Source organism: Streptomyces sp. NPDC014995 (assembly GCF_043080745.1).
In the GTDB taxonomy this organism is placed as follows: Bacteria; Actinomycetota; Actinomycetes; order Streptomycetales; family Streptomycetaceae; genus Streptomyces.
The window spans coordinates 103,947-126,698 of record NZ_JBIBVX010000023.1 but is presented as its reverse complement, the minus strand read 5'-3'; the positions used below and the strand labels follow the sequence as shown (position 1 = coordinate 126,698).

The following is a 22,752-nucleotide window of genomic DNA, read 5'->3' as shown; positions in this document are numbered from 1 at the left end:
AGAAGTCCGCCCACGGCCTGGCCTGACCATGCCCGACGCGATAGCAGCCGCGGCCGCCACGACGCACCCCGTGGCGGCCCCGGCCCGCCCCCCACTCCCCGCTCAGCTGCCGCGCCAAGGAGAGGGGTGGAAATTTCGGTAAAACCCGTGCAACCTTTGAGTGAACCAGGTTGTCTCACCTGATATCAGTCACACTGACTCGGGGGGACACAATGGTACGAAACAGAACCTTCTGGGCGACCACCGCTCTCATGACCGCCACCCTGGGCGTGGCCGTGGTACCGGCGGAGGCCGCTCCCGTCGCCGCCCCCCGGGCCGCCGTCGTCTGTCCCACCGGCTGGGGCAGCCTCGACAAGACGTACCCCGCCTCCTCGGCGGAGCCGGTGCGGAACGTCAGGACCGGCCGGCACGACTGCTACGACCGGATGGTCATCGACATCCCCGGCGCGGGCAGCGAGACCCTCGGTTACTCCGTCCGGTACGTCGACCGCATCTACCAGGACGGGTCGGGCCAGTACATTCCGGTCGCCGGCGGGGCCGTCCTGGAGGTCAGGGTGCACGCGCCGTCGTACGACCCCGAGACCGGCGAGCCCACCTATGCGGGGCGCCCCGGCCGGCCGCTGCCGGGCGTGAACCTCACCGGCTACTCCACCTTCCGCGACGCCCGGTTCGTCGGCAGCTTCGAGGGTGACACGCAGATCGGGCTCGGCGTACGCGCCCGGCTGCCCTTCCGGGTACTGCGGCTGGCCGACCACCTCGTCATCGACGTCGCCCACACCTGGGGGACCACCCGCTGACGCACGTCACCGCACAGCCCCGGAGCGCCGCACGCCGACGGCCGTGAGCACCGGCGTCACGCCTCCGGGGCCGGAAGGACTGAGCGGCGGCGCCCTCCCGGGGCGGAGGGAGCAGCCGGGGGACGGGCGCGAGCGGTCCGGGACGGCCGCCGCTCGCGGGCCGTGGCCGGATCGCGGTCAGCGGCCGGCGGAGGGCGCGCCGCTGGTCGCCCGGTAGAGCTGTCCGGAGGCGGCGATCAGCTCCTTGCGTTCCGTGTCGGAACCCACCATGGGCGGCGAGCCGTTCAGCGGTACCTGGGCACTTTCCGGAAGGAACCTGACGGTCAGCAGACCGATGGCTCCGGCCGCCATGAGGTAGTAGGCGGGCATCATGTCGTTGCCCGTGACCTCGACGAGCGCCTCGGTGACCAGCGGGGTGGTGCCTCCGAACGCGGCGACGGCGAAGTTGAAGCCGATGCCCATGGCGGCGTAGCGGACGGCCGTCGGGAAGAGCGCGGGCAGGGTGGCGGCGCTCGGTGCGGCGAAGCCCGCCAGCAGGGTCGAGAGGACGAGCACTCCGAGGACGGGTGGCCAGGTCGCCTCCGACTTGATCAGCAGGAACGCGGGCACGGCCAGGATGATCATCGCGGCGGCCGAGACGCCGTACACCGGGCGCCGGCCCACGCGGTCGCTGAGCCGGCCGATGAAGGTGATCAGCAGCACGATCCACACCATGCCGGCCAGCACCAGGGTGTCCGCGAAGCTGCTCGAGCGGTTCAGGTCCTGCGTCAGATAGGTCGGCAGGAACCCGGTGACCATGTAGTTGGTGACGTTGTAGAGGAGCACGAGGCCCGTGCAGACCAGCAGGGCCCGCCAGTGGTTGCGGAGAATGGTGCGGAACTCGCTGCCCGCCGACGCCTGGGCCAGGCTGTGCTCGTGTTCGTCGAGCTGTCGCTGGAAGGCGGGCGACTCCTCCAGCTTGAGCCGCATGTACAGACCGATCACACCCAGGGGGCCGGCGATGAGGAAGGGGATGCGCCAGCCCCAGGCCAGCATCTGATCGTCGGTCAGGGCGAGGTTCAGCACGGTGACCAGGGCCGAACCGAGGGCGTATCCGACGAAGGTGCCGAAGTCGAGCCAGCTGGAGAGGTAGCCGCGGCGCCGGTCGGGTGAGTACTCGGCGACGAAGGTCGTCGCTCCGCCGTACTCGCCTCCCGTGGAGAAGCCCTGCACCATGCGGGCGAGCAGGAGCAGGACGGGAGCGGCGACACCGATCGTGGCATAGCTGGGGATGAGGCCGATGGCGAAGGTGCCGACGGCCATCATGATCATGGTGGTGGCGAGCACCTTCTGCCGCCCGAGCCGGTCGCCGAGCGGGCCGAAGACGAGACCGCCGAGCGGGCGCACCACGAACGCGGCGGCGAACGTGGCGAAGGAGGAGATCAGTTGGGCGGCCGGGGAGGCTCCGGGGAAGAAGACCTTGCCGATGGTGGCGGCGAGGTAGCTGTAGACGCCGAAGTCGAACCACTCCATGCAGTTGCCGAGGGCCGAGGCGCCGACCGCGCGGCGGAGCAGCGGACGCTCCACGACCTGCACGTCGTCCTGGCGGAAGGCGCGCTTGTTGCGCCTGAGCCTGCGGACGAGGTCCCTGCGCACATGGTCGGGCAGCTTCGTCGATGTGCCGCCCGGATGCCGTGTGCTGTGCGGCCCCGGGGAGCCTTCCGGCGGTACGTCGGCCACGGTACCCAAGCACCTTTCCTCGACCGTGCATCGTGCAACGTGCGTCCCGTTCGACCCCTTTGGGCATATTGACGCACTCCGCCACCGGTTTCCCCGGGAAGGCGATGTCACACCGCACAGTGTTCGTCGCCACTACGGCGGGGCGGCGCAGACCTCCCCAGGTGCGCCGCCCCGCGTTCCCACACCACCGCGCCTGCCCACGGAACCGCCCCTCACACCTGGAGTGTTCGAGGCGGTGTGCGACGTACCGGGTCACACCCATTGACCCGCCGCCACCGCGTTGCCAGACTCGCCCTCCCCCACAGGATGAATCGATTCAGTCGAAATCGGTTCGACGAGAGGACAGACCCTCATGGGACGCAGAGCCGCACTCCTCGCCGCCACCGGGGCCATCGCCCTCCTCAGCACCGCGGGTACGCTCACCGCCCCCGCCGGCGCCGCCCCCACGCGCGCTGTCGCCGCCTGCGGTGACGGTTCCTACCACGCGGAGGCCGTGCTCAACGGCGGCAGTTGGACCGCCCGGCGCGGCGGCAGCACCGTGTACACGGGAACCGACATGCGCGCGGCCGTCCAGGCGGCGGTGAACAGCCTCACCGCCGGCCGCACGGCCAAGGAACGGGTCGTCGTCCGCGGTTCGGGCTCGATGTCGGCCGGTTCGCGCATCTCACTGCCCAGCTACACCACGCTCGACGTCTGCGGCACGATCAACGTCACCGGCACAGGCACCGGCGACCAGGCCCCGGTCTACTCCCGCGGCACCCGGGACGTGGAGGTCCAGCACCTGAACGTCACGGGCACCCCGCTGTACGGCATCTTCCTGCGCAACGTGCAGAACGTGGTCCTCGGCCAGATCGACATGCGCCTGTCGGCCGGCCTCGGCGTGCGCATCGACAACCGCGGCGACACCAGCCAGTGGACGAGGAACGTCCGCATCGACAACGTCTACGTCTCCGGCGCCAGCAGCCACGCGGTGGAGACGTACGGCGTGGACGGCATCACCATCGGCACGGTGACGGCCCGCAACGTCGGCGAGTCCGGCCTCCTCCTCAACCAGACCGTCAACGCCACGGTCACCAAGGTCGACGCGGAGAACGCCGGTACCGGCACCGGCTACGCGGCCTTCCGCATGGCCAACCGCAACGGCCGGATCGGCAGCTCCTACCCGACGAACATCCGCGTCGGCGAGGTCGTGGCCCGTGGTGGCGGGCGCGGAGTCTTCTGCGTCTCGGAGAGCGGGGGCGCGGTCATCGACCGGGTGACCCTCTCCCACACCGGCAACAACGCGATCCTGATCGAGAACTGCTACAACGTGAACGTCGCCGCCCGCGGCGGCAGTGTCACCGGCGGTGGTGAGATCCGGCTGGCGGCCCGCTCGGAGTTCCCCAACAACTCCGACATCACCGTCCAGAACCTCACGGTGACCAACTCCGCCATACGCGAGAGCCCGTGCGGCACGAACACGACCTTCCGCAACAACACCCTGGTGAACAGCACGCAGTCGATCTGTTGAGGCGACCGCACGCAGTGCGGCGGGTCCCCGGTGCCGGTGGACCGGGGACCCGGCCGTTCAGAGGTGCGACAGGGCGAAGGACGCCAGGAAGCCGGACGCGGTGATCAGCCCGAGAGCCAGATGGGTCTCCTCGAAGGCTTCCGGGATCATCGTGTCCGCGACCATGGCGAGGATCGCTCCTGCCGCCAGGGCCGTCACCGTGGCGACCACGGTCTCCGGCAGTGCTCCGACGACCGTGTATCCCAGCACCGCGGAGACCGCGCTGGCCGCCGCGATCGCCCCCCACACCCCGAAGACGTAGCGCGCGCCGCGGCCGGCGCTCCGCATGCCCGCCGAACTCGACAGTCCCTCGGGCACGTTGCTGACGAACACGGCCGCCACCGTCACGAGGCTCACCGATCCGCCGTTCAGCAGGCTCACGCCGATGACCGCCGACTCCGGAACGCCGTCCAGGAGCGCGCCGAGCGCCAGCGCGTTGCCCGACCCCGCCTGTTGTTCCTCCGACGGCTGCCGGGCTCCGTGGCCGGACCGCTTGCGGTGCCGGGCGCCGCGCCGGGCCAGCCACACGTTGCCGCCGGTGTAGGCCGCGGCGCCGAGCAGCGTTCCGAGCGCCGTGGGGATCAGACCCGCCTCCCGGTGCGCCTCCTCCAGTAGTTCGAAGGAGACCGCGGACAACAGCACCCCGGCACCGAACGCCATGACGTAGGCGATCACCCGTTGCGGTACCCGCAACGCATAGCCCAGGAGCGCACCCACCAGCAGAGCCGACCCGGCGAGGAGTCCCCACCCACCGGCGACCAGAGCATCCGTCATGTTCCCTCGCGTACCCGCGGAATCACCGGTCACGACGGAAACAGCGGCTGAAGGTCCCGAACGGGTGAGGTCACTTCACCGGAGGTCAGGTCGTGCCGCAGGAGACCGTGGGCCAGGTCCAGGTGCCGTTGGTCTGGACGGTGACGCCCCAGTTGTTGCCGCTGCCGTTGGGTTTCGCCGTCAGGACCTGGGCGCTGGGATAGGCGGCGCTGATGTTCCAGGTCGCGATGATCTTCGCCGGGGACGGCACGTTCATCGTCACCGTCCACGCACTGGACCCGCTGACCGAGACGTTCAGGTTGTACCGGTCACTCCACTGCCGGCCCGCGGTCAGCGTCGCCGTACAACTGCTGCCACCGCCGCCACCGCCACCGCCGGTGCCGCCGCCGTCGGGGGCCACCGCGCGGCCGGTCTGCGGAGAGATCATTCCGGCGCACAGCCCGCGGGCGGCCAGACCCTGGGCGATGCGCGGGATCGCCGCGAGCGTGTTGGCCGACCAGTCGTGCATGAGCATGATCTGGCCGTTGGTGAGCCGGCCGGCGGCCTGGACGATGGCGTCGGTGCCGACGCCGTTCCAGTCCTGGGAGTCGACGTCCCAGATGATCTCGGTCAGGCCGTACTTGGCCGCGACCGACTTCACCGTCGGGTTGGTGTCGCCGTACGGGGGCCGGAACAGCTTCGGTGTGCCGCCGCCCGCGGCCGCGATCGCCTGCTGGGTCCGGGAGATCTCCGAGTCGATCTGCGCCTGGCTCTGCTGGGTGAGACGGGGGTGGGTGTAGCTGTGGTTGCCGACCCACATGCCGGCTTCGACCTGGGCCCGGACCTGGGCCGGGTTGGCGGCGGCGTACTGGCCCTGGTTGAACATCGTGGCCCGCAGCCCGTTCTGCCTGAGTGCGTTGAGCAGGCTCGGCGTGCTGCCGGACGGGCCGTCGTCGAAGGTGAGCCCGACGTACCCGTTGCAGGCGGCGGCTCGTGCCGGGGCGGTGCCGGCGGTGAGGGTGGTCGCGGCGGCCGTCGCGGCCACGGCCAGTGCCGTGACCAGTAGGCGATTCGGGTGACGCGGTCCGGCTCTCATGAGGTGGTCCTCCAGCGTGGGGATGCGCGGGTCAGGTCGTGGTGCAGGAAACCGTCGGCCAGGTCCAGTTGCCGTTGGGCTGGATGGTCACGCCCCAGTTGTTGCCGCTGCCGTTGGGTTTGGCGGTCAGCACCTGCGCGCTGGGGTAGCCGGCGCTGATGTTCCAGGTGGAGAGCACCTTCGCCGGGGACGGGACGTTCATGGTCACCGTCCAGTCGCTGGAACCGCTGACCGACACGTTGAGGTTGTACCGGTCGCTCCACTGCTGGCCCGCGGACAGGGTCGCGGTGCAGCCGCTGCCGCCACCACCGCCCGAACCGGTGCCGCCCACCGTGATGTTGGAGTTCCCGCTGCTCTGGTATCCCTCGGTCGCCATGATCATGTAGTAGCTGAAGCTGCCCAGGGGCATTCCGGCGCGGGCCCAGGCGTCGAAGTGGTTGCCGGTGGTGATGGTTCCGCCGGTCCGCTTCGACTGCCTCACGCTCCAGTACTGGTTGAAGGTGCGGGTGCCTTCGACGGACGGGGCGTTGTAGCGCGTGGTCTGGTAGATGTCGTACGTACCGCCGTCGCTGGTGACGGTGCCCTTGAACGTTCCCGTGGGCCGGTAGGTGCCCCAGTTGTCGACGATGTAGTACTCCACGAGCGGGTTCGACATCCACCCGTAGAGGGTCAGGTAGGCGTTGCCGGACGGGTTGAAGCCGCCCGAGTACGTCACGCTCCTGCGGCTGCCGGTGCTCCAGCCCTTGCCCGCCACGAAGTTGCCGGTGTTGCGCCATGAGGTGCTGTAGTTGCCGCCGGAGGCCAGGTTCATGGAGACCGTTCCGGGGCTGTCGGTCCAGAACGAGTAGTAGTAGCCGTTGTGGGTGCCGGTCTGGTTCGTGGTGACGACCGTGTCGGCGCTCGCGGCGTTCGGCAGCAGCAGCGTGATCACGGCGGCCAGCGCGATGGCCCAGGCGCTGCGAACGAACGGCAGGCGACGGCCGCGGCCGCGGCTCTCGGTTTCGACGTAAGGGTGCATGTCCGTGCTTCCTCCTCGCGGGACGGGTGCGGGCAAGCCCTGTCAGTGGCGAAAGTGTTGACCTGACCCCATCAACAGTCAACAGTTTCGGTCCGAGTTTCGAAACGTTCGTCCAGCGGGGATCACCGTCACTCGTTATCCTCCCTGTTCGCTGGCCATTGATGTGGCAGTAGGCCTACCTCCCGCACTTAGGTCGCGAATTCGAGATCAATTGGAAAGCGTCGGACTTCGAAACATTCGAAGACTTTCCGATGCAGGACCGAGTCCGCCTTTTTCGCTCTGCGCGGTCAGGGAACCCGGTCTCCCGCACATGCCCGCCGACAGGAGGAGGCCGACGTGACAGACGAGCGCAGCACTCGTCAGGACCCGACCACCCAGCACCCGCGCCCGGACTTCCCCCAGCAGGACCAGCCGCACCCGGGGCGGACCGGGCCGATGGACCCGCCGCCCGACCACGGTGAGGAGTCCTACCGTGGTTCCGGCCGGCTGGAGGGCCGCAGGACGGTGATCACGGGCGGGGACTCCGGCATCGGGCGGGCGGTGGCCCTGGCCTTCGCCCGCGAGGGAGCCGACGTGCTGTTCACCTACCTCGAGGAGGAGGCGGGCGAGGCACGCGAGACCTCCCGGCTGGTGGAGGACGCCGGGCGCAAGGCCGTGGCCGTGTCCTGCGACATTCGTGAGGAGAGCGCCTGCCGTGCGCTGATCGACCGGGCCGTCGCGGAGTTCGGGGGCATCGACGTCCTGGTGAACAACGCGGCGTACCAGATGTCACAGCCGGACGGCATCGAGGCCATCACGACCGAGCAGTTCGACCGGGTCCTGCGCACGAACCTCTACGGCATGTTCTGGCTGACGAAGTTCGCGCTGCCGCACATCCCGGCGGGCGGCAGCGTCATCAACTCCACGTCGGTGCAGGCCTACAAGCCCAGCCCGCACCTGCTGGACTACGCGATGACCAAGGGCGCGATCGTCACGTTCACGCAGGGACTCGCCCAGATGGTCGCGGAGCGCGGTGTCCGCGTCAACGCGGTCGCGCCGGGCCCCGTGTGGACGCCGCTGATTCCCGCGACCATGCCCGACACGGCCGAGTTCGGCAAGCAGAGTCCGCTGGGCCGCCCGGCGCAGCCGGCCGAACTGGCCCCGGCCTATGTGTACCTCGCCTCCCAGGAGGCGAGCTTCATCACCGCCGAGATCCTCAACGCGACCGGCGGCACACCGCTGCCCTGAGCGGAGGCGGAGGGCGGGCACGCCTCGGCGTGCCCGCCCGTCCCGTCGGCCGTGCGGACGGCGCCCGTGGGGACGGGCGTGCCGTCCGCGCGGCCCGTGTTCTACAGCGCGCGCTCGAGGCGCTCCGCCAGCAGTTGCACGAACCTCGCCGGCTCGGCCGGCCGGCCGCCCTCGGCGAGTACCGCGAGGCCGTGGAGGAGTTCGGCGCTCTCGGCCAGGGCCGTACGGTCCTTGCCGTCCGTGAAGGCCTGGTTCAGGCCCTTGACCAGCGTGTGGTCGGGGTTCAGTTCGAGGATGCGCTGGGTGCGGGGCACCTCCTGGCCCATCGCGCGGTACAGGTTCTCCAGCGCCGGGGTCAGGTCGTGCGTGTCGGAGACCAGGCAGGCCGGGGAGACGGTGAGGCGGGAGGACAGGCGTACCTCCTTGATGTCCTCGCCGAGTTGCTCCTTCATCCAGCCGAGCAGGCCGGCGAACTCCGCACCCTGCTTCTCGCGGTCCTCGTCGGACGCCGTCTCCCCGTCGGAGTCCAGGTCGATCTCGCCCTTGGCGACGGAGCGCAGCCGCTTGCCCTCGTACTCGCCCACCGCGTCGGTCCACACCTCGTCGACCGGGTCGGTGAGCAGCAGGACCTCGATGCCCTTGGCCCGGAACGCCTCCATGTGCGGGGAGTTCTCGATGCCCGCGCGGGACTCGCCCGTCATGAAGTAGATGGTGTCCTGCCCGTCCTTCATCCGCTCCACGTACTGCTTGAGCGTGGTCGGTTCGGTGTCGTCGTGCGTGGTGGCGAACGACGAGACGGCGAGGAGGGCGTCGCGGTTCTCCGCGTCGGTGACGAGTCCCTCCTTGAGGACGGCGCCGAACTCCCGCCAGAAGGTGGCGTACCGGTCGGGCGCCGAGGTCATCATGTCCTTGACCGTGGACAGCACCTTCTTCGCCAGCCGGCGGTGCATCATCTGGATGTGGCGGTCCTGCTGGAGGATCTCGCGGGACACGTTGAGCGAGAGGTCCTGGGCGTCGACGACGCCCTTGACGAAGCGCAGGTACGGCGGCAGCAGCGCCTCGCAGTCGTCCATGATGAAGACGCGCTTGACGTACAACTGCACGCCCCGCTTGTACCCCTGGGTGAACAGGTCGTGAGGGGCGTGCGACGGGATGAACAGCAGGGCCTGGTACTCGAAGGTGCCCTCCGCCTGGAGCCGGATCGTCTCCAGGGGGTTCGTCCAGTCGTGGCTGATGTGCTTGTAGAGCTCGTGGTACTCCTCGTCCTTCACCTCGTCACGCGAACGCGCCCACAGAGCCTTCATCGAGTTCAGCGTCTCGGGCTCGGGCGCGGCCTCGGCGTCACCGCCGTCCGTCGCGGCCGGCGGCTGCGGGACCATGCGGATGGGCCAGGTGATGAAGTCGGAGTAGCGCTTGACGATCTCCCGGATCTTCCACGCGGAGGTGTAGTCGTGGAGTTGGTTCTCGGGATCGGCCGGCTTCAGGTGCAGGGTGATCGCCGTGCCCTGCGGGGCGTCGTCCACCGTCTCCAGCGTGTACGTGCCCTCCCCGCGTGACGACCAGCGCGTGCCCTGGCTCTCGCCGGCCCGCCGGGTCACCAGGACGACCTCGTCCGCCACCATGAAGCTGGAGTAGAAGCCGACGCCGAACTGCCCGATGAGCCCCTCCGCGCCGGCGGCGTCCTCGGCCTGCCGCAGCTCCTCCAGGAACTTGGCCGTGCCGGAGTTGGCGATCGTGCCGATGAGTAGGGCGACCTCGTCGTACGACATCCCGATGCCGTTGTCCCGCACCGTGAGGGTGCGGGCGTCGCTGTCGGCCTCGAGCTCGATGTGCAGGTCGGACACGTCGACGTCGAGCGTGTCGTCCCGCAGGGATGCGAGGCGCAGCTTGTCCAACGCGTCGGAAGCGTTGGAGACGAGTTCACGCAGGAAGACATCCTTGTTCGAGTAGATCGAGTGGATCATCAGCTGCAGGAGCTGACGGGCCTCCACCTGAAACTCAAACGTTTCGGTCGGCATGGTTCGCGACTACCTCTCGGTCCCAGACGTCCGGAACTGACTGACGGCAGCCACTCTAGGACAGCAGGTCACGGGATCGGTGCGGATCCTCCCCGTCGGGCGGCGAAGCCCGCTGCCGTGCGCCGTGAGGGGGGTGGCCGCCGTCGACTCGGGGATGATCGACCGCGGCCACCCGGGACCGGGACGCGGAGCACGGGCGCCCGGCCCGGGATCCGGTTTCCCCCCGCCGATGACCGCAGTCTCGGCCGGACGGGTGATCATCGCGCCCTGGAGCCGGCGGGTTCCGTTCAGGCCGCGCGCCTGCGTTCCCGTGCCGGCGCCCCCGCGGACGCCGCGGGTGTGCGGGCGGGCCGGACCCGGTAGGTGGTCTTCGCCGGGTCGGTGACGGGATCGCCGAGCGTGATCCGACCGGAGGCGCGCAGCTGCTCGCACACGTCGGTCGGCAGGGCGACGTAGCACCCACCGCGGCCGGTGTCGGAGTCGACGGGCCGCCAGTAGCTGTACCGGCGGCGCCCGTCCGCGTACTGGGTCACGAACACGGCCGTACGGGAGTCGGAGACGACCCGCAGGACGTCGGCCTCGGCGGCGCTGCGCGGGACCGAGGGGCGAGGGCGGTACGGGACGGGGGCGTCGCCCACGGGGCTCTTGCGTATCGCCGGCCGGTCCTCGTGCTGTGGGTCCGGTGGCGTCCTGGGGGTGAGCGAACGCCCTGCCGGGCGCGCGGGTTCGCGTCGACCGCGCTGGAGGGGGCAGACGGCGCGGCGCGCGTCGGCGGCGCCCGGGACGAGGGGGTGCGCGTGATCGTGGGTGAGCTGCATCGGCGTGGCCTTTCCGGGAGGGGACCGTGATCGGGAACTGGACACCGCTTACCCCGTTCGGCGCCGGTGTTGATCCCTGTTGCAAGCATTCTTCTGCAGACCACTGACAACGGGCTCGTCGTTTTCCGGCGTGTCCCGGACGACCGACTGCGGATCACGGCGCCGACGGCCACCCGGGGCCACATCCTCGACGGTGACGTGCAGGCGGCCGGCGATGGCGGCCCGGATGGCGGCGACGCGGGCGGAGGTCGCGAGACCGGGCCGGCGCGGCGGGCCCTCCGTGAGGCAGGGAGGAGCGGGCGGCGCGGGCGGGGAGGAGCGCCGCGGCGCGGCGCGGATTCGGTCTCGGTCACGTGGCTTCCGGGAGGTGACGGCCCGTCCTCGATACCGGGTCGGCCCGGTGCGGACCGCGGTCGCGCGGCTTCACCGCCTTTCCGGCGGGTACACGCTGCCTCAGTGGCACCGACCGAGGGAGACGAAACGGTGGACGGATCAGCGATGCGGGCCGTGGGCTGGGCCCGCACCCTGCCGATGAACAGCACGGTCAAGGAAGCACGTGACTGGGCCCGCCAGCACCTCGACACCCTGGGGTGGACCACCGGCGCCCCGGAGACGGTGGACGCCGTGCTGCTGACCGTCTCGGAACTCGTCACCAACGCCCACCGGCACGCACGCGGCAGCGCTCAGCTGGTGCTGACCTGGGACAGCCGCTGTCTGCACATCGCCGTCCACGACTCGTCGGCCGTCCTGCCGACCCCGCGTCCGCCCAGCACGGAACGCGTGGGCGGACGCGGGATGCTGCTCGTCGACGCCCTGGCCGACAGCTGGGAGACCCGTCCGTGCCCGCACGGCAAGACGGTCATCGCGTGCTTCCGTCCGCCGTCCACCACGTCCTGACGGGTCCCCCTGTCGCCCGGGGCCGGTCACCTCAGCGGCGCCCCCGCAACTTGCCGAACAGTCGCCGGGCCTGGGCCCGGCGCCTCGGGTCGGCGGACGCGCGGCGAACCTGCTCGATGGTGCGACGCCCCTGCGGGCTCCTGCTGAACTGCTTGATCTTCTCCAGCATCCCTGGCACGACTGTCCTCCTGAATCGGTCGAGGCCAGGCCGGTGCGGCAAGGCCTGGGTATGCATGCGTCTACCCCGGTCCGGTCCCGTCTCACCCCGGTCCGGTCCCGTCTCACCCGGTGGCCGGGCAGGGAAGCCGTCGTGTCACCCGGGCCGGCCGCCGGGCGGCACATAGCGTGGCCGCGACAGGGGCGGACACGCGCGGCGAGAGCGACCCCGGGGTGGCGTCATGTGCTGGAGTGCGACGGCCGACCTGGTGGCGGGCGCCGGCGTCGCGGCGGTCGGCGTGGCCTGTGTGACGCGGGTCGGCGCCGGCCGGGATCTGCCGCCGGCGGCACTGCCGCTGTTGCTGGGGCCCATCAGATCGTGGAGGCGGTGGTCTGGGACGCGGGGGGAGGCGGTGGGCCCGCCACGGTCGTCTGGGCCGTCATCGCGCTGCCGGTGCTGGCGGTATGGGTGCCGGCCGGAGTGTGGTGTGCCGCCCCGCGGCGGGCCCCGCGCCGGCTGTTCCTCCTGCTCGCGGTGGGCGCGGCGACTGCGGCGGTGCTCGCGTACGGCCTCGCCACCGGGCCGGTGACGGCCGAGATCCGCGGTCGCACGGTCGGCTACGCGTTCGGCCTTCCCCAGACGCCCCTGCTCGTCGCGGGCTATCTGGTGGCCACGGTGGGTTCGCTGCTCCTGTCCGGTGACCGCCGCCTGCTGGTGCTGGGGGCGCTGGTCGCGGTGGGCGCGTCGGCCTGCTGGACGCTGTGGCGGCTGGAGTTCGTCTCGACCTGGTGCGCGCTCGCCGCCGTCTGCCCGATGGTGCTGTTCGGTTGGGTGCGGTCGCGGCCGGCCGCCGTGGGGACGCCCGGAGGCACGGGCGCCGGGCGCCGACTCACCACAGGAGTGGGGCCCGGTCCCCCGAGCCTGCGGACCGGGCCCCCGTTTCCGCTGGTCACGTCGGCGCGTCGTCCGGCGTCAGCCGGCGACCACCGCCTGCCCGTAGGGAACCAGGCGGACGGGGCCGACGAGGCCGTACTCCTGACGGGACGCGGTGCCGAACACAGCGGGCCGGGTGACCCGGAGGCGGTTGACGAGGGGGGTCGCGACCTCCACCTCGATGACGTTGCGGCCGGCGCGGAGCAGCGTGCCGACGTCGACGACCGGGCGCAGCCGGTCGACGGGGGGCGCCGCTCTGCCGTTGACCTTCACGCGCACGGTGTCGGCGACCTGCCCCAGTTCCAGACGAGCGCCGTGGGACGACGTCCACTCCGGCGGCAGGACGATCGTCGTGCGGTAGCGGCCGATGCCGGCGGAGTCGGCCAGGTCCGGGATCCGTGACCAGGGCAGCAGGGTGTCGAGGGTCAGCGTGCGCCGGACCCGGTCGGTCAGGGTGGGGGCGGCGCCCGGGTACCAGTCCTCCACCTCCAGCCGCCATCGGCTCGGGGTGATCGGGGCGGGCACGGGCGGGATCGTCGTGGTGCGCGGGCGTCCCCGGGACAGTCGTGTCGTGTACGTGCCCGCCGTGTCGGCGCGGACGGTCAGCCGCCCGTCGTGGAACAGCACTTCGGGGGCGTCCGTGTCGAGGACGTGCGGCCGGGCTCCGGTGCGGTCGCCGAGGAGTCCGGGCCGTCCGAGCGCGACGATCGTCGCCTGTCCGGGCTGGAGGGCGACGCGGACGGTGACCTCGCCGTCGGCCTCGGTGTAGCGGGCGATCCGCACGACCTCGCCGGTCCACGGATCGAGGCGGTACGGGACCGTCGTTCCCGCGCGCGTGCCGCCCGTACGGCGCAGCGTCACCTCGTGGTCGATCGCGGCGACGGGCGGTTTGACGGTCTCCGCGTGCTTGCCGTTGCAGAGGTAGTAGAAGTCGGCGTCCCGCGTGACGCGGTGCGCGTTCAGGAGGGTGGAGGCGGTGGCGTGGCGGACGTCCGGGACGACGCCGAGCCGGTCGAGGGCGTCACCGACCGCCGTCCTGTCCGTGACCCGGACGACGTTGGGGAGGGCCAGCAGGCGGGCGAGGACTTCGCGGAGGCGGTCCGTCTCGTCCGCGTCGGACACCCCGGGGGTCAGCGCCTGGTCGAAGGCGCCCAGGAGGACGACCGGCAGTCCCGCCTCGGCGAAATGGAGCAGCCGGCGGGCGTCGGCCGGGGCCAGGGTGGGCGTGGAGCCGTGGAAGAAGTCGCCCTCGACGAACAGCGCCTTGTAGGCGGGTCCGTCGGGTGCCAGCCGGCCGTCCCTGACGGTGGCGTTGGGCAGGTCGAGCAGGGGGCCGCTGAGGAACTGGTGGGTCCAGCCGAGCGGGACGCCGGTCGCGGTGAACCAGGAGGCGCCGATGCCGGTGGCGGTGTAGCCGGTCTGCCGGAAGACGGCGACGTCCGCGCGGGCGGTGCCGGTCCGCAGGACGGCGTGCACCCGTCCCAGGTACCCGGAGATGTCCCGGATGTGCTGCCAGGTGGGCTGCCGGGGTCCCCACGACTCGCCGTACCCGGGCGTGCCGTTGTACGGGCTGAAGGCGGCGAAGCCCGGCCAGGGGGCGCCGGGAGCGGTGGCGTAGGAGAAGCCGTGGACGACGGTCTGGTTGACGCCGGCCGCGTAGGCGCCGCCCATGGTGCGCAGGAAGCGGTCCCAGGTGGTGCTGTAGGCGGAGCCGTTGTAGGCGCCCGCCTCGCAGGACAGCACCGTGTGCCCCGCCATGTCCCTGCCTCCGGCCAGGCAGCGGTAGTCGTCGAGGTTCTTGAAGCCCAGCGATTCGCCCTCGCAGACGTCGAGGACGGCCGCCGACGCGATGGCGTCGGTCTGCAGGCCGTAGGGCTGGGACCGCAGGGTCATGCCCAGGGTGTGCGCCCAGTCGCGCAGGGCGCCCAGGTGGTGGCGGTTGAACAGGCCCGAGACGGTTTCCCAGAAGTCGTGCCTGATCTGGCGGGTGAGTTGCGCCTCGTAGGCGAAGACCTGGTTGCCGTGGTCCAGGACGACCACGGGCAGGTACGGCAGCAGGGGCCGGCCGGTGTGCTCCTCGAACGCGTCCGGCAGTGACGGTGTCCAGGTCAGGCCGTCGGTCTCCAGCTCGACGGAGTCCTCGAAGAACGCGCCGCCGGCCGCCCTCAGCAGGCCCCGCAGGGACGGGGTCAGCAGGTGCCGCTCCCAGAAGCCGGTGACGGCCGCGGTTCCGGCGGGGCTGAGGTGGTCGACGACATGGGCGGGCGGCGCCGAGTGGGGACCGGACTCCGGCTGCTGGCCGGAGCCACGCCACCAGTAGGAGAGGAGCACCCACGCGCCGTCCTCGGGCGCCGTCCAGGTCAGGGAGCCGTCGACGACGGTGGCGGTGAGGTCGCGCACGCTGGTGGGGTCGAGTCCGGTCTCCTTGCGGGTGGAGTACGCGGTCTCGACGCGGGCCGCCTGCACGGCGAGGAGCCGCCGGCCGGTCACTCCGGCGGCGGGTGCGTGGACGGGGGGCGGGACGGGGCCTTCGTAGGTCGCTCCACCGGCCAGCGACACGCGTCCGTGGACGAGTTCCTTGGCGGCCGCCTCGTCGTCCGGGGTGACGCCGGGGACCGCGACGGGCCAGCTGGGGCCGAGCGTGAGGTCGAGGGTGAGGCCCCGTCGCGCGGCGCGGCGCAGGGCGGCCTCGACTCCCTCGCGCCACGGTCCGCTGCCCCAGCCGTGGCGTGCGGTGTCCAGGACCGACTTGTCCCTGACGCTGTGGTGGACCGCGGCGATCTCGGCGCCGCCGAAGCCCGCGTCCGCCATCTGGTCGATCTCGCGTGCGATCTCGTCGGCGTCGACCAGCCCGTCCGGCCACCACCACCGGAACCTCGGGCGCACCGCCCGTGCGGGGTCGGTGAACCAGTCGGCCGTCGGCCCGGGCCCGTCGGCGGCGGAGGGCGTGGCCCCGGCGGGGGCGGAGGGCGTGGCCCCGGCGGGGGCGCCGGAGCCGACGGCCGCCACGACACCCGCGGCCAGTCCGGTGGCGAGGATCGCGCGGCGGGACATGCCGCCGGGCTGCGAGACGAGTTCCTGCGTTCCTGCACGAGGCGCCCCCAAGGGTTCATGAGCGACTGAATCGATTCAGTCAGCATGAGCGCCGGAACGTTAAGCCTGGTTGTGGAGCGAGGTCAAGATGTTGGGGCGGGCGTTCCGGGGCGCCGGGAGCGTCCCCGGACCGGTCCCCGGTGCGGGTGACCGGGACGCGCGGGGGATGCCGGTCGGCGGGAGGTCACGGACCCCCCGCCGACCGGTGGGGAACGGACCGGCGGTCAGGCGGTGGCGCAGGTGGCGCCGTTGAGGGTGAACGCGGTCGGTGCGGTGTTGGTGGCGCCCTTGCTGCCGATGAAGCCGACGGTGACCGAGCCGGCGGCGGGGATGGTGGAGGTGTAGGAGGCGGGGGTGACGGTGACCGTGCCGCCGTTCTGCGCGGGGGTGCCTCCCCACATGTTGGTGACGGTCTGTCCGTTGGCGAAGGCGAAGGCGAGCGTCCAGCCGGTGACGGGGGCGGTGCCGGTGTTGCGGAGGACGATCTCGGCCTGGAAGCCGCCGGACCACTCCCCCACGACGCGGTAGCCGACGGAGCAGCCGCCGGCCGGTGCGGCGCTGGTGGTGGCGTTGACCGTCGCCGAGCGGGGTGAGCGGTTTCCGGCCGCGTCGCGGGCGTAGACGGCGAAGGTGTACGGGGTGTTGGCGGTGAGGCCGGTCAGCGTGGCGCTGTTCGTCGTCGAGGCGGCGGCCTTGGTCTCGGTGCCGCCGCTGACACGGACGACGTCGTAGCCGGCCACGCCAACGTTGTCAGTGGACGCGGTCCAGGTCAGCTTGGCGAACGTGGCGGTCACGGCGGAGGCGGCCGGGGTGCCGGGGGCCGTCGGGGCCTGGGTGTCGCCGGGGCCGGTGCCGCCGAAGACGGTGGCCTCCTTGGCGGTCTGGGCGATGCCGTTGGCGCCGTTGAAGATGCGCTGGCCCCAGGCGCTGAGCCGGCTGGGGTCGAAGTCGATGGCCAGGTCGAGGATCGGGTCGGTGTTGCCGCTCCAGGACCAGGCCAGGTAGCCGAGGCGCAGCCGCTGGGCCTCGGCCATCATGGTGTCCTCGTCGGGGTCGCCCCACTGGTCTGCGGGTCCGCCGAACTCGCCGATGAGGAGAGGAAGCCGGGCGTTGACGAAGGCGCTCAGGTAGTCGGTGATCTCCTGGGCCGTGTCGAAGACGCTGTACATGTGGATCGAGAAGATCAGGTTGCCGGTGGGGTCGGCGTCGTACACGGTCTGGGCGTTGGCGCGCATGACGCCCTGCCAGTCCTGGCCCCAGTTCGGCGCGTCCACCATGATCGTGTGCTCGAGACCGGCGTTGCGCAGTTTCTTGATCGCGGCGATCGTCGGGGCGGTCCAGCCCTCGGGGTTGGTGTTGCCCCAGGGCTCGTTGCCGATGTTGACGATGACGTAGTTCTCCTCGCCGGCCAGGACGTCCTTCAGTCCGATCCAGTAGTCGGCCGCCTGGTCGAGGGTGCCGGCCGCGGCCTCCTCCGCGTAACCGGTGGTGTCGTGCACCTCCAGGACGCAGATGAGGCGGTTGGCCTTGCACTGGTCGATAACGTTGGCGACGTCGTCCGGGCTGTTCTTCGTCCAGCGGTGGCCGTTGGAGAGGACAACGCGGACGGTGTTGGCGCCGAGCGCCTTCACGTCGGCCAGGGACTGCGTCTCGCCCGGGTACCAGGTGTGGGCGTGGTTGACGCCCCGCATGACGAAGTCGTTGCCGTTGCCCTCGACCAGCCGGCCGTTGCTGATGTGCAGGCCGGTGGCCAGGGCCCGGGGGGACTGGGCGGCCTGCGCGGCCGGGGCCAGGAAGCCGAGGACCACGGCGAGGCCGAGGAGGGTGGCCAGGGTGGGCAGGAACCTTTTTCGTGTCGTGCTTCGTGCTCTTCTCACTGCGACTCCAGGGAGTGAGCGCCAGAAACTCAGGCATCAGAAGAAAGGGTGGGAGCGCTCCCATAAAGCCACTGTGCCAAGTACACGTCAAGCCATCGCGCAGGACGTCCGTGACCGACCCCGTCGGTCCACCCAACACGCCGGCGCGTACGCACCGGACGCCCGGACACACGCCGTCGGCCACTCCGTGGCGGTGACGGAGTGGCCGACGGCTGGGTCGCTCAGCGGGTCACGACGTGCCGTTCGTCCGGGACGCAGTGGGTCATCGTGAGGCCCTCCACGTCGCGGGGCGGGTTCTTGCCGAGGTGGGCGAGGCGTTCGCGGTCCTCCTCCGTGAGGTCCTGGCTCGCCAGCGGCTCGAGGTCGGCGACGTCCTCCGGGGTGATGCCGAGGCCCTCACCGATCCGGAGACCGAGGTCGTTCTCGACCAGGAGGAAGTGCCAGACCATGCGTTCCTGCACCGGGCGGTCGCACTGGGCGAGCGCGGCGGTGAGGTTCTTGACCAGGTCGTCGCGCTCCCACTGCTCCATCAGCAGATAGCGCTGGCCGGCCTGGAGGTAGTCATTGGTGCGGGGGATCCGCTTGCGGGTGAGGCGGCCGCGGATCTCCGGGCCCTGCTCGTCGTGCGTGGGGTGCTGCGCCTCCCGCAGCCCACCGGTGATCGAGGGCTCGTAGTTGACGCTCGGGTTCTCGCCCCCGCCGTCCACGTGGTAAGTCATCTGCCCGTCGCGCTGGTTGGTGCGGACGTTCGCGTTCTTGGCATGGTTGACCGGCAGTTGGAGGTAGTTGGGGCCGACGCGGTGCCGCTGGGTGTCGCTGTAGGAGAACGTCCGGCCGACGAGCATCTTGTCGTCGGAGAAGTCCAGGCCGTCGACGAGGACCCCGGTGCCGAAGGAGATCTGCTCGTTCTCGGCGAAGAAGTTCTCCGGCATGCGGTCGAGCACCATCCTCCCGACCGGTTTGGGCGGGAACTCCTGCTCGGGCCAGGTCTTGGTGTCGTCCAGGGGGTCGAAGTCCAGTTCCGGGTGGTCGTGGTCGTCCATCATCTGGACGAGCAGCTCCCACTCGGGGTGGTCACCGCGTCCCACCGCCTCGTACAGGTCCTTGGTGGCGTGGCCGAGGGACTCCGCCTGGACGTTCGCCGCGTCCTCCTCGGTCATGCTGCGCACGCCTGCCTTGGGCATCCAGTGGTACTTGACCAGCTTGGTCTCGCCCGCGTCGTTCACCCACTTGTAGGTGTTGACGCCGAAGCCCTGCATGTGCCGGTAGTCGGCGGGGATGCCGCGGGGGCTGAAGAGGTTGACGAGCATGTGCATGGCCTCGGGGGTCTGCGACATGAAGTCGAAGATGCGGCGCGGCTGCTGCTCGAAGGTGACCGGGTCGGGCTTCAGGGCGTGGATGACGTCCGGGAACTTGATCGCGTCCCGGATGAAGAAGACGCCCAGGTTGTTGCCGACGAGGTCCCAGTTGCCGTCCTCGGTGTAGAACTTCACGGCGAAGCCGCGCGGGTCGCGGGCGGCCTCGGAGGAGTCGCGGCCGCCGATCACGGTGGAGAAGCGGACGGCCAGGTCGGTGCGCTTGCCCCGCTCCTGGAAGAGCTTGGCGCGGGTGTAGCGGCTGATCGGCTCGTCGCCCCAGGTGCCGTACGCCTCGAAGTACCCGTACGCCGTGACACCGCGGGCGTGCACGACGCGCTCCGGGATGCGCTCGCGGTCGAAGTGGCTGATCTTCTCGAGGAACTGGTAGTTCTCCAACGTGGCCGGGCCGCGGGCGCCGACGGTGCGCTGGTTCTGGTTGTCGTAGACGGGATGACCCTGCCGGTTGGTGAGCACCTTCCGGTCGTCTCCGGGAGCGGGCCCCTTGCTCGATACGTCCGTCATGTCCTTGGGCTCCTTGGGCTCGTCCCCCACGCTTGCGAGGGTGCGGGGCTGCCGGGCAACCGCCGCCGGGGCTGAGGGTCGTCCGGGTACCCGGGACCCCGAGTTCACTCACGCCTGGTCAGTGGTCCTGCGGCGGTATGCCGTCGCTGTCCTTCGGGGGCCGTCCGTGGGAGGCGTCCCCGGCGGTGAGGTGTTCCAGGACCTCGACCAGTTCCTGGCAGGCGCGTTCCACGGAGCGCCTGGTGTTGCGCTGTTCGGTGATGACGGCCGAGAGCAGCAGGGCGGTCAGCGCCATCGTGCCGTTGAAGGCCTGCAGTTTGATCATGACTTCGATGCGGGTCAGCTCGGCGAAGGGGCCGACCTCGTCGGTGGCCGCGATGGTGGCCATGACCGAGGTGAACAGGGCGCACAGCATGCTGCCCGCGAGCTGGAAGCGCAGCGCCGCCCAGGTCAGCAGGGGGTAGACGAGGAAGAGCAGGCTGATGTGGCTGTGGGTGGCGAACGGCACGAGGGCGACGGTGATGAGGGCCAGGCCCGTGGCCTCCTTCCAGCGGGTCAGCGGCGGCGGGCTGCGCAGGGTGTACAGGAGCAGCAGGACGGGGGTGACGAGCAGGACGCCCATCGCGTCGCCGACCCACCACGCCAGCCAGACGGGCCAGAAGCTGTCCGTGGCCAGCCTGTCGGTGACGACGAGGAGGCCGACGCCGAGGGTGGAGCTGATCAGCATGGCGGTCAGGGCCCCGAGGAAGACCAGGGCGAGACCGTCCCGTAAACGGGCGAGGTCCTTGCGGAACCCCACCCTGCGCAGCATGAGGTAGGCGCAGACGGGGGCGGCCGTGTTGCCCACCAGGTTGACGAGCGCGTAAGGCCGCAGCGCGGTCAGCGACATGATGACGAGGAGCGCCCCGAGGGCGATGCCCGCCCACACCCGGATGCCGAAGATCAGCAGGCAGGCCACGGCGACGCCCGAGGGCGGCCAGATGGGGGTGAAGACGGCTCCCTCGACGACGAGCTGCCGCAGCAGACCGAGCCGCCCGGCCGCGTAGTAACAGGCGGCCACGGCCGCCGTCTCGAGGGCGAGGACGGCCGGCCGGCGCAGATCGCTGGTACCCACCACAGCAGCCATCAGACACCGGCGCGGCGCCGTCGGCGAGGTGAGAGGGCTCCCGTCCGGCCCTATGGCTGAACCGGGCTCCCGTACTCCCCCAGGACCCCGTCGTGTCCTACGACGAGGACGGCCGCGTCGTCCTCGTGTCCCACCCGTTCGGCGCCCTTGATCACGGCGGCGGCGAGCGAGCCGGCCTCCAGGCCCGCGACGGCGGCGATGCCCGCCAGGCGGACCACCTGGTCGAGGCCCTCCTCGACGCTCATGGACGGCCCTTCCACGACGCCGTCGGTGAGCAGGACGAACACACCGCCCTTGGTGAGCCGGTAGCGGGTGACGGGGTAGTCCATGCCCTCCTGGACGCCGAGGGGCGGTCCGCCCTCGTCCTCGGTGACACCGGACTGGCCGTCGGCCGTGGCCCAGACGCAGGGGATGTGGCCGGCCCGGGCGCTCTCCAGGACGCCGGTGACCGGGTCGAGGCGCATGAAGGTGCAGGTGGCGAAGAGGTCGCTGCCGAGGGACAGCAGCAGGTCGTTGGTGCGGGCGAGCAGTTCGCCGGGCTCGCCGGTGACGGAGGCCAGGGCGCGCAGTCCGACGCGGACCTGGCCCATGAAGGCGGTCGCCTCGATGTTGTGGCCCTGGACGTCTCCGATGGACAGGCCGATGCGGCCGTCGGGCAGGGCGAAGGCGTCGTACCAGTCGCCGCCCACGTTGAGGCCGTAGCAGGCGGGCGCGTACTGGACGGCCAGGCGGACGCCGCGGGCGGTGGGGAGGTCCCTCGGAAGCATGCCGCGTTGCAGGGCGATGGCCAGCTCGACGCGGGAGCGTTGCAGTTCCGCGCGTTCGCGCGCCTGGGCGGTGAGCGATCCGAGTCTGGCCAGCAGCTCGTCGCCGTCGTCCGTGGGGCGCTTGCGGGACATGGATCACTCCGGAGAGGACGGGAGCCCCTTCGGGGCGAAAGTCACATATTGCGCTTAAAGGATGATAGCGACCCAGGTGTGGGGTCTGACAGTGCGAGCGGGCCGGCCGGCTCCGGGACGACGGGCCCGGACGTGGTGCCGCAGGCGTGGGTCGTCTCCGGCTCGGTCTCCGGTACGAGCAGTGCGCGGGCCCGTTCCTCGTGGGGCGGTCGGCCGGCCGCAGGGGCTCAGAAGAGCCGCGTCGCGAGAGATGCGCAGGGCGAGTCGGCGCGCTGGAGGCGTTCGGAGAGGAACTTCACGCAGGGGCTTCTCGGGCAGCGGGGTCGTCGCCGTAGTGCTCTTGGAGGGCCCGGGCGGCCGGGTGCGCCGCTTTGTGGTGTGGCGCAGGGGGGTGCGGCTCGGGGGCGCGCGGCGGGCGGTGTGCGCGGCGGGCAGTGCGCGGAGGGCGGTGCGCGGCGGGCGGTGTGCGCGGCGGGCAGTGCGCGGAGGGCGGTGCGCGGAGGGCGGTGTGCGCGGCGGGCCGCCGCCAAGTGCAGCGGGGGGCGGCTCCGGGCCTGGCCGCGGGCCTCTCCCGCCGGCCGCCCGGATCGGCGGGGCCGCCGGCCCCACGCAGGCGTCGGCCCCGAGCCGGCGCGCGGCGCGGCCTTGGCATCCACGCCGGCCTCCCTGCCGACCGCCCGCCGGCCACCGGCCACCGGCCACCGAGAGTCGTCGGCGGTCCGGCCGGCTCGTGACGCGGGCGGGGACCGGTCGAGCGCGTTCCGGCTGCGCCCACGCGATGTCGCCGCGCCGGACCCTTCGGCGGCGCCGTTCAAGCGGCCCAGCGGCGCGGCCGGCAGGATCCTCGGCCGGAGGCAGACGCCGGCGCGCGACGCCTACGCGCGACGTCGGCGCG

General features: G+C 71.4%; 16 protein-coding genes and 1 pseudogene. 5 read left to right on the top strand and 12 right to left on the bottom strand.

Features of this window, described 5'->3' with window-relative positions; all coding sequences use genetic code 11:
• The first annotated feature begins 251 nt into the window (after window positions 1–251).
• Complete coding sequence (locus ACF1A1_RS35665) at window positions 252–797, top strand: hypothetical protein (RefSeq protein ID WP_392005746.1); 546 nt, start codon at window positions 252–254, stop codon at window positions 795–797.
• Window positions 798–974: 177 nt separating this feature from the next.
• Here ACF1A1_RS35665 and ACF1A1_RS35660 read toward each other — a convergent pair whose 3' ends face one another.
• Entirely contained in the window at window positions 975–2,444 is a 1,470-nt protein-coding gene (locus ACF1A1_RS35660) for an MFS transporter (RefSeq protein WP_392005764.1), read from the bottom strand.
• Between the two features lie 424 nt (window positions 2,445–2,868).
• Between ACF1A1_RS35660 and ACF1A1_RS35655 the strand changes: the two genes are divergently transcribed.
• The gene (locus tag ACF1A1_RS35655; RefSeq protein ID WP_392005744.1) at window positions 2,869–4,026 is read left to right on the top strand and encodes a hypothetical protein; all 1,158 of its coding nucleotides are present in this window, start codon (window positions 2,869–2,871) and stop codon (window positions 4,024–4,026) included.
• 57 nt (window positions 4,027–4,083) lie between these two features.
• Here the strand turns inward: ACF1A1_RS35655 and ACF1A1_RS35650 are convergent, their stop codons facing one another.
• From ACF1A1_RS35650 to ACF1A1_RS35640, 3 genes are all read right to left on the bottom strand, one after another.
• Window positions 4,084–4,839 carry a ZIP family metal transporter gene (locus ACF1A1_RS35650; protein ID WP_392005742.1) on the bottom strand — a complete coding sequence of 252 codons (756 nt, stop codon included), beginning with the start codon at window positions 4,837–4,839 and terminating at the stop codon, window positions 4,084–4,086.
• A gap of 85 nt (window positions 4,840–4,924) precedes the next feature.
• Window positions 4,925–5,914 (bottom strand): polysaccharide deacetylase family protein, encoded by a 990-nt coding sequence (locus ACF1A1_RS35645; RefSeq protein ID WP_392005740.1) that lies wholly within the window; start codon window positions 5,912–5,914, stop codon window positions 4,925–4,927.
• A gap of 31 nt (window positions 5,915–5,945) precedes the next feature.
• Window positions 5,946–6,932: a glycoside hydrolase family 11 protein gene (locus ACF1A1_RS35640; RefSeq protein ID WP_392005738.1), complete on the bottom strand. Its 987-nt coding sequence runs from the start codon at window positions 6,930–6,932 to the stop codon at window positions 5,946–5,948.
• Window positions 6,933–7,268: 336 nt separating this feature from the next.
• Between ACF1A1_RS35640 and ACF1A1_RS35635 the strand changes: the two genes are divergently transcribed.
• The gene (locus ACF1A1_RS35635; RefSeq protein WP_392005737.1) at window positions 7,269–8,159 is read left to right on the top strand and encodes an SDR family oxidoreductase; all 891 of its coding nucleotides are present in this window, start codon (window positions 7,269–7,271) and stop codon (window positions 8,157–8,159) included.
• Window positions 8,160–8,260: 101 nt separating this feature from the next.
• On the opposite strand, the gene htpG is transcribed toward ACF1A1_RS35635, so the two are convergent.
• Both htpG and ACF1A1_RS35625 read right to left on the bottom strand, forming a co-directional pair.
• Window positions 8,261–10,177: a molecular chaperone HtpG gene (gene htpG / locus ACF1A1_RS35630; RefSeq protein ID WP_392005736.1), complete on the bottom strand. Its 1,917-nt coding sequence runs from the start codon at window positions 10,175–10,177 to the stop codon at window positions 8,261–8,263.
• Window positions 10,178–10,464: 287 nt separating this feature from the next.
• Window positions 10,465–10,995, bottom strand: a complete 531-nt coding sequence (locus ACF1A1_RS35625) for a hypothetical protein (protein WP_392005735.1) — start codon at window positions 10,993–10,995, stop codon at window positions 10,465–10,467.
• Between the two features lie 531 nt (window positions 10,996–11,526).
• On the opposite strand from ACF1A1_RS35625, the gene ACF1A1_RS35620 reads away from it, so the two are divergent.
• On the top strand, window positions 11,527–11,892 hold the full coding sequence (locus ACF1A1_RS35620; protein WP_392005762.1) for an ATP-binding protein: 366 nt from the start codon (window positions 11,527–11,529) through the stop codon (window positions 11,890–11,892).
• Between the two features lie 31 nt (window positions 11,893–11,923).
• Here ACF1A1_RS35620 and ACF1A1_RS35615 read toward each other — a convergent pair whose 3' ends face one another.
• Window positions 11,924–12,070, bottom strand: coding sequence for a hypothetical protein (locus ACF1A1_RS35615; protein ID WP_392005766.1), 147 nt, complete (start codon window positions 12,068–12,070; stop codon window positions 11,924–11,926).
• 220 nt (window positions 12,071–12,290) lie between these two features.
• Between ACF1A1_RS35615 and ACF1A1_RS35610 the strand changes: the two are divergent.
• Window positions 12,291–12,916 (top strand): annotated as a pseudogene (locus ACF1A1_RS35610) (DUF6629 family protein); the annotation flags it as partial.
• A 105-nt stretch (window positions 12,917–13,021) separates the two neighbouring features.
• On the opposite strand, the gene ACF1A1_RS35605 reads toward ACF1A1_RS35610, so the two are convergent.
• The 5 genes from ACF1A1_RS35605 to ACF1A1_RS35585 all read right to left on the bottom strand — a co-directional run bounded on the left by ACF1A1_RS35605 (window position 13,022) and on the right by ACF1A1_RS35585 (window position 21,857).
• Window positions 13,022–16,036, bottom strand: coding sequence for a glycosyl hydrolase (locus ACF1A1_RS35605; protein ID WP_392005734.1), 3,015 nt, complete (start codon window positions 16,034–16,036; stop codon window positions 13,022–13,024).
• A 263-nt stretch (window positions 16,037–16,299) separates the two neighbouring features.
• A complete protein-coding gene (locus ACF1A1_RS35600; protein WP_392005733.1) occupies window positions 16,300–17,952 on the bottom strand; it encodes a cellulase family glycosylhydrolase in 1,653 nt (550 codons plus the stop codon).
• A gap of 221 nt (window positions 17,953–18,173) precedes the next feature.
• Window positions 18,174–19,832: a catalase gene (locus ACF1A1_RS35595; protein ID WP_392005761.1), complete on the bottom strand. Its 1,659-nt coding sequence runs from the start codon at window positions 19,830–19,832 to the stop codon at window positions 18,174–18,176.
• A 118-nt stretch (window positions 19,833–19,950) separates the two neighbouring features.
• Window positions 19,951–20,958: an MASE1 domain-containing protein gene (locus tag ACF1A1_RS35590; protein ID WP_392005732.1), complete on the bottom strand. Its 1,008-nt coding sequence runs from the start codon at window positions 20,956–20,958 to the stop codon at window positions 19,951–19,953.
• Between the two features lie 50 nt (window positions 20,959–21,008).
• Window positions 21,009–21,857, bottom strand: a complete 849-nt coding sequence (locus tag ACF1A1_RS35585; RefSeq protein ID WP_392005731.1) for a PP2C family protein-serine/threonine phosphatase — start codon at window positions 21,855–21,857, stop codon at window positions 21,009–21,011.
• Window positions 21,858–22,752: the final 895 nt, after the last annotated feature.

Bases quoted from the DNA above. Each gene is read 5' to 3' on its own strand.
- ACF1A1_RS35650 (WP_392005742.1), bottom strand. From the start codon at position 4,839: ATGACGGATGCTCTGGTCGCCGGTGGGTGGGGACTCCTCGCCGGGTCG.
- ACF1A1_RS35665 (WP_392005746.1), top strand. From the start codon at position 252: ATGACCGCCACCCTGGGCGTGGCCGTGGTACCGGCGGAGGCCGCTCCC.
- ACF1A1_RS35655 (WP_392005744.1), top strand. From the start codon at position 2,869: ATGGGACGCAGAGCCGCACTCCTCGCCGCCACCGGGGCCATCGCCCTC.
- ACF1A1_RS35590 (WP_392005732.1), bottom strand. From the start codon at position 20,958: ATGGCTGCTGTGGTGGGTACCAGCGATCTGCGCCGGCCGGCCGTCCTC.
- ACF1A1_RS35605 (WP_392005734.1), bottom strand. From the start codon at position 16,036: ATGTCCCGCCGCGCGATCCTCGCCACCGGACTGGCCGCGGGTGTCGTG.
- ACF1A1_RS35645 (WP_392005740.1), bottom strand. From the start codon at position 5,914: ATGAGAGCCGGACCGCGTCACCCGAATCGCCTACTGGTCACGGCACTG.
- ACF1A1_RS35640 (WP_392005738.1), bottom strand. From the start codon at position 6,932: ATGCACCCTTACGTCGAAACCGAGAGCCGCGGCCGCGGCCGTCGCCTG.
- ACF1A1_RS35620 (WP_392005762.1), top strand. From the start codon at position 11,527: ATGAACAGCACGGTCAAGGAAGCACGTGACTGGGCCCGCCAGCACCTC.
- ACF1A1_RS35585 (WP_392005731.1), bottom strand. From the start codon at position 21,857: ATGTCCCGCAAGCGCCCCACGGACGACGGCGACGAGCTGCTGGCCAGA.
- ACF1A1_RS35595 (WP_392005761.1), bottom strand. From the start codon at position 19,832: ATGACGGACGTATCGAGCAAGGGGCCCGCTCCCGGAGACGACCGGAAG.
- ACF1A1_RS35625 (WP_392005735.1), bottom strand. From the start codon at position 10,995: ATGCAGCTCACCCACGATCACGCGCACCCCCTCGTCCCGGGCGCCGCC.
- htpG (WP_392005736.1), bottom strand. From the start codon at position 10,177: ATGCCGACCGAAACGTTTGAGTTTCAGGTGGAGGCCCGTCAGCTCCTG.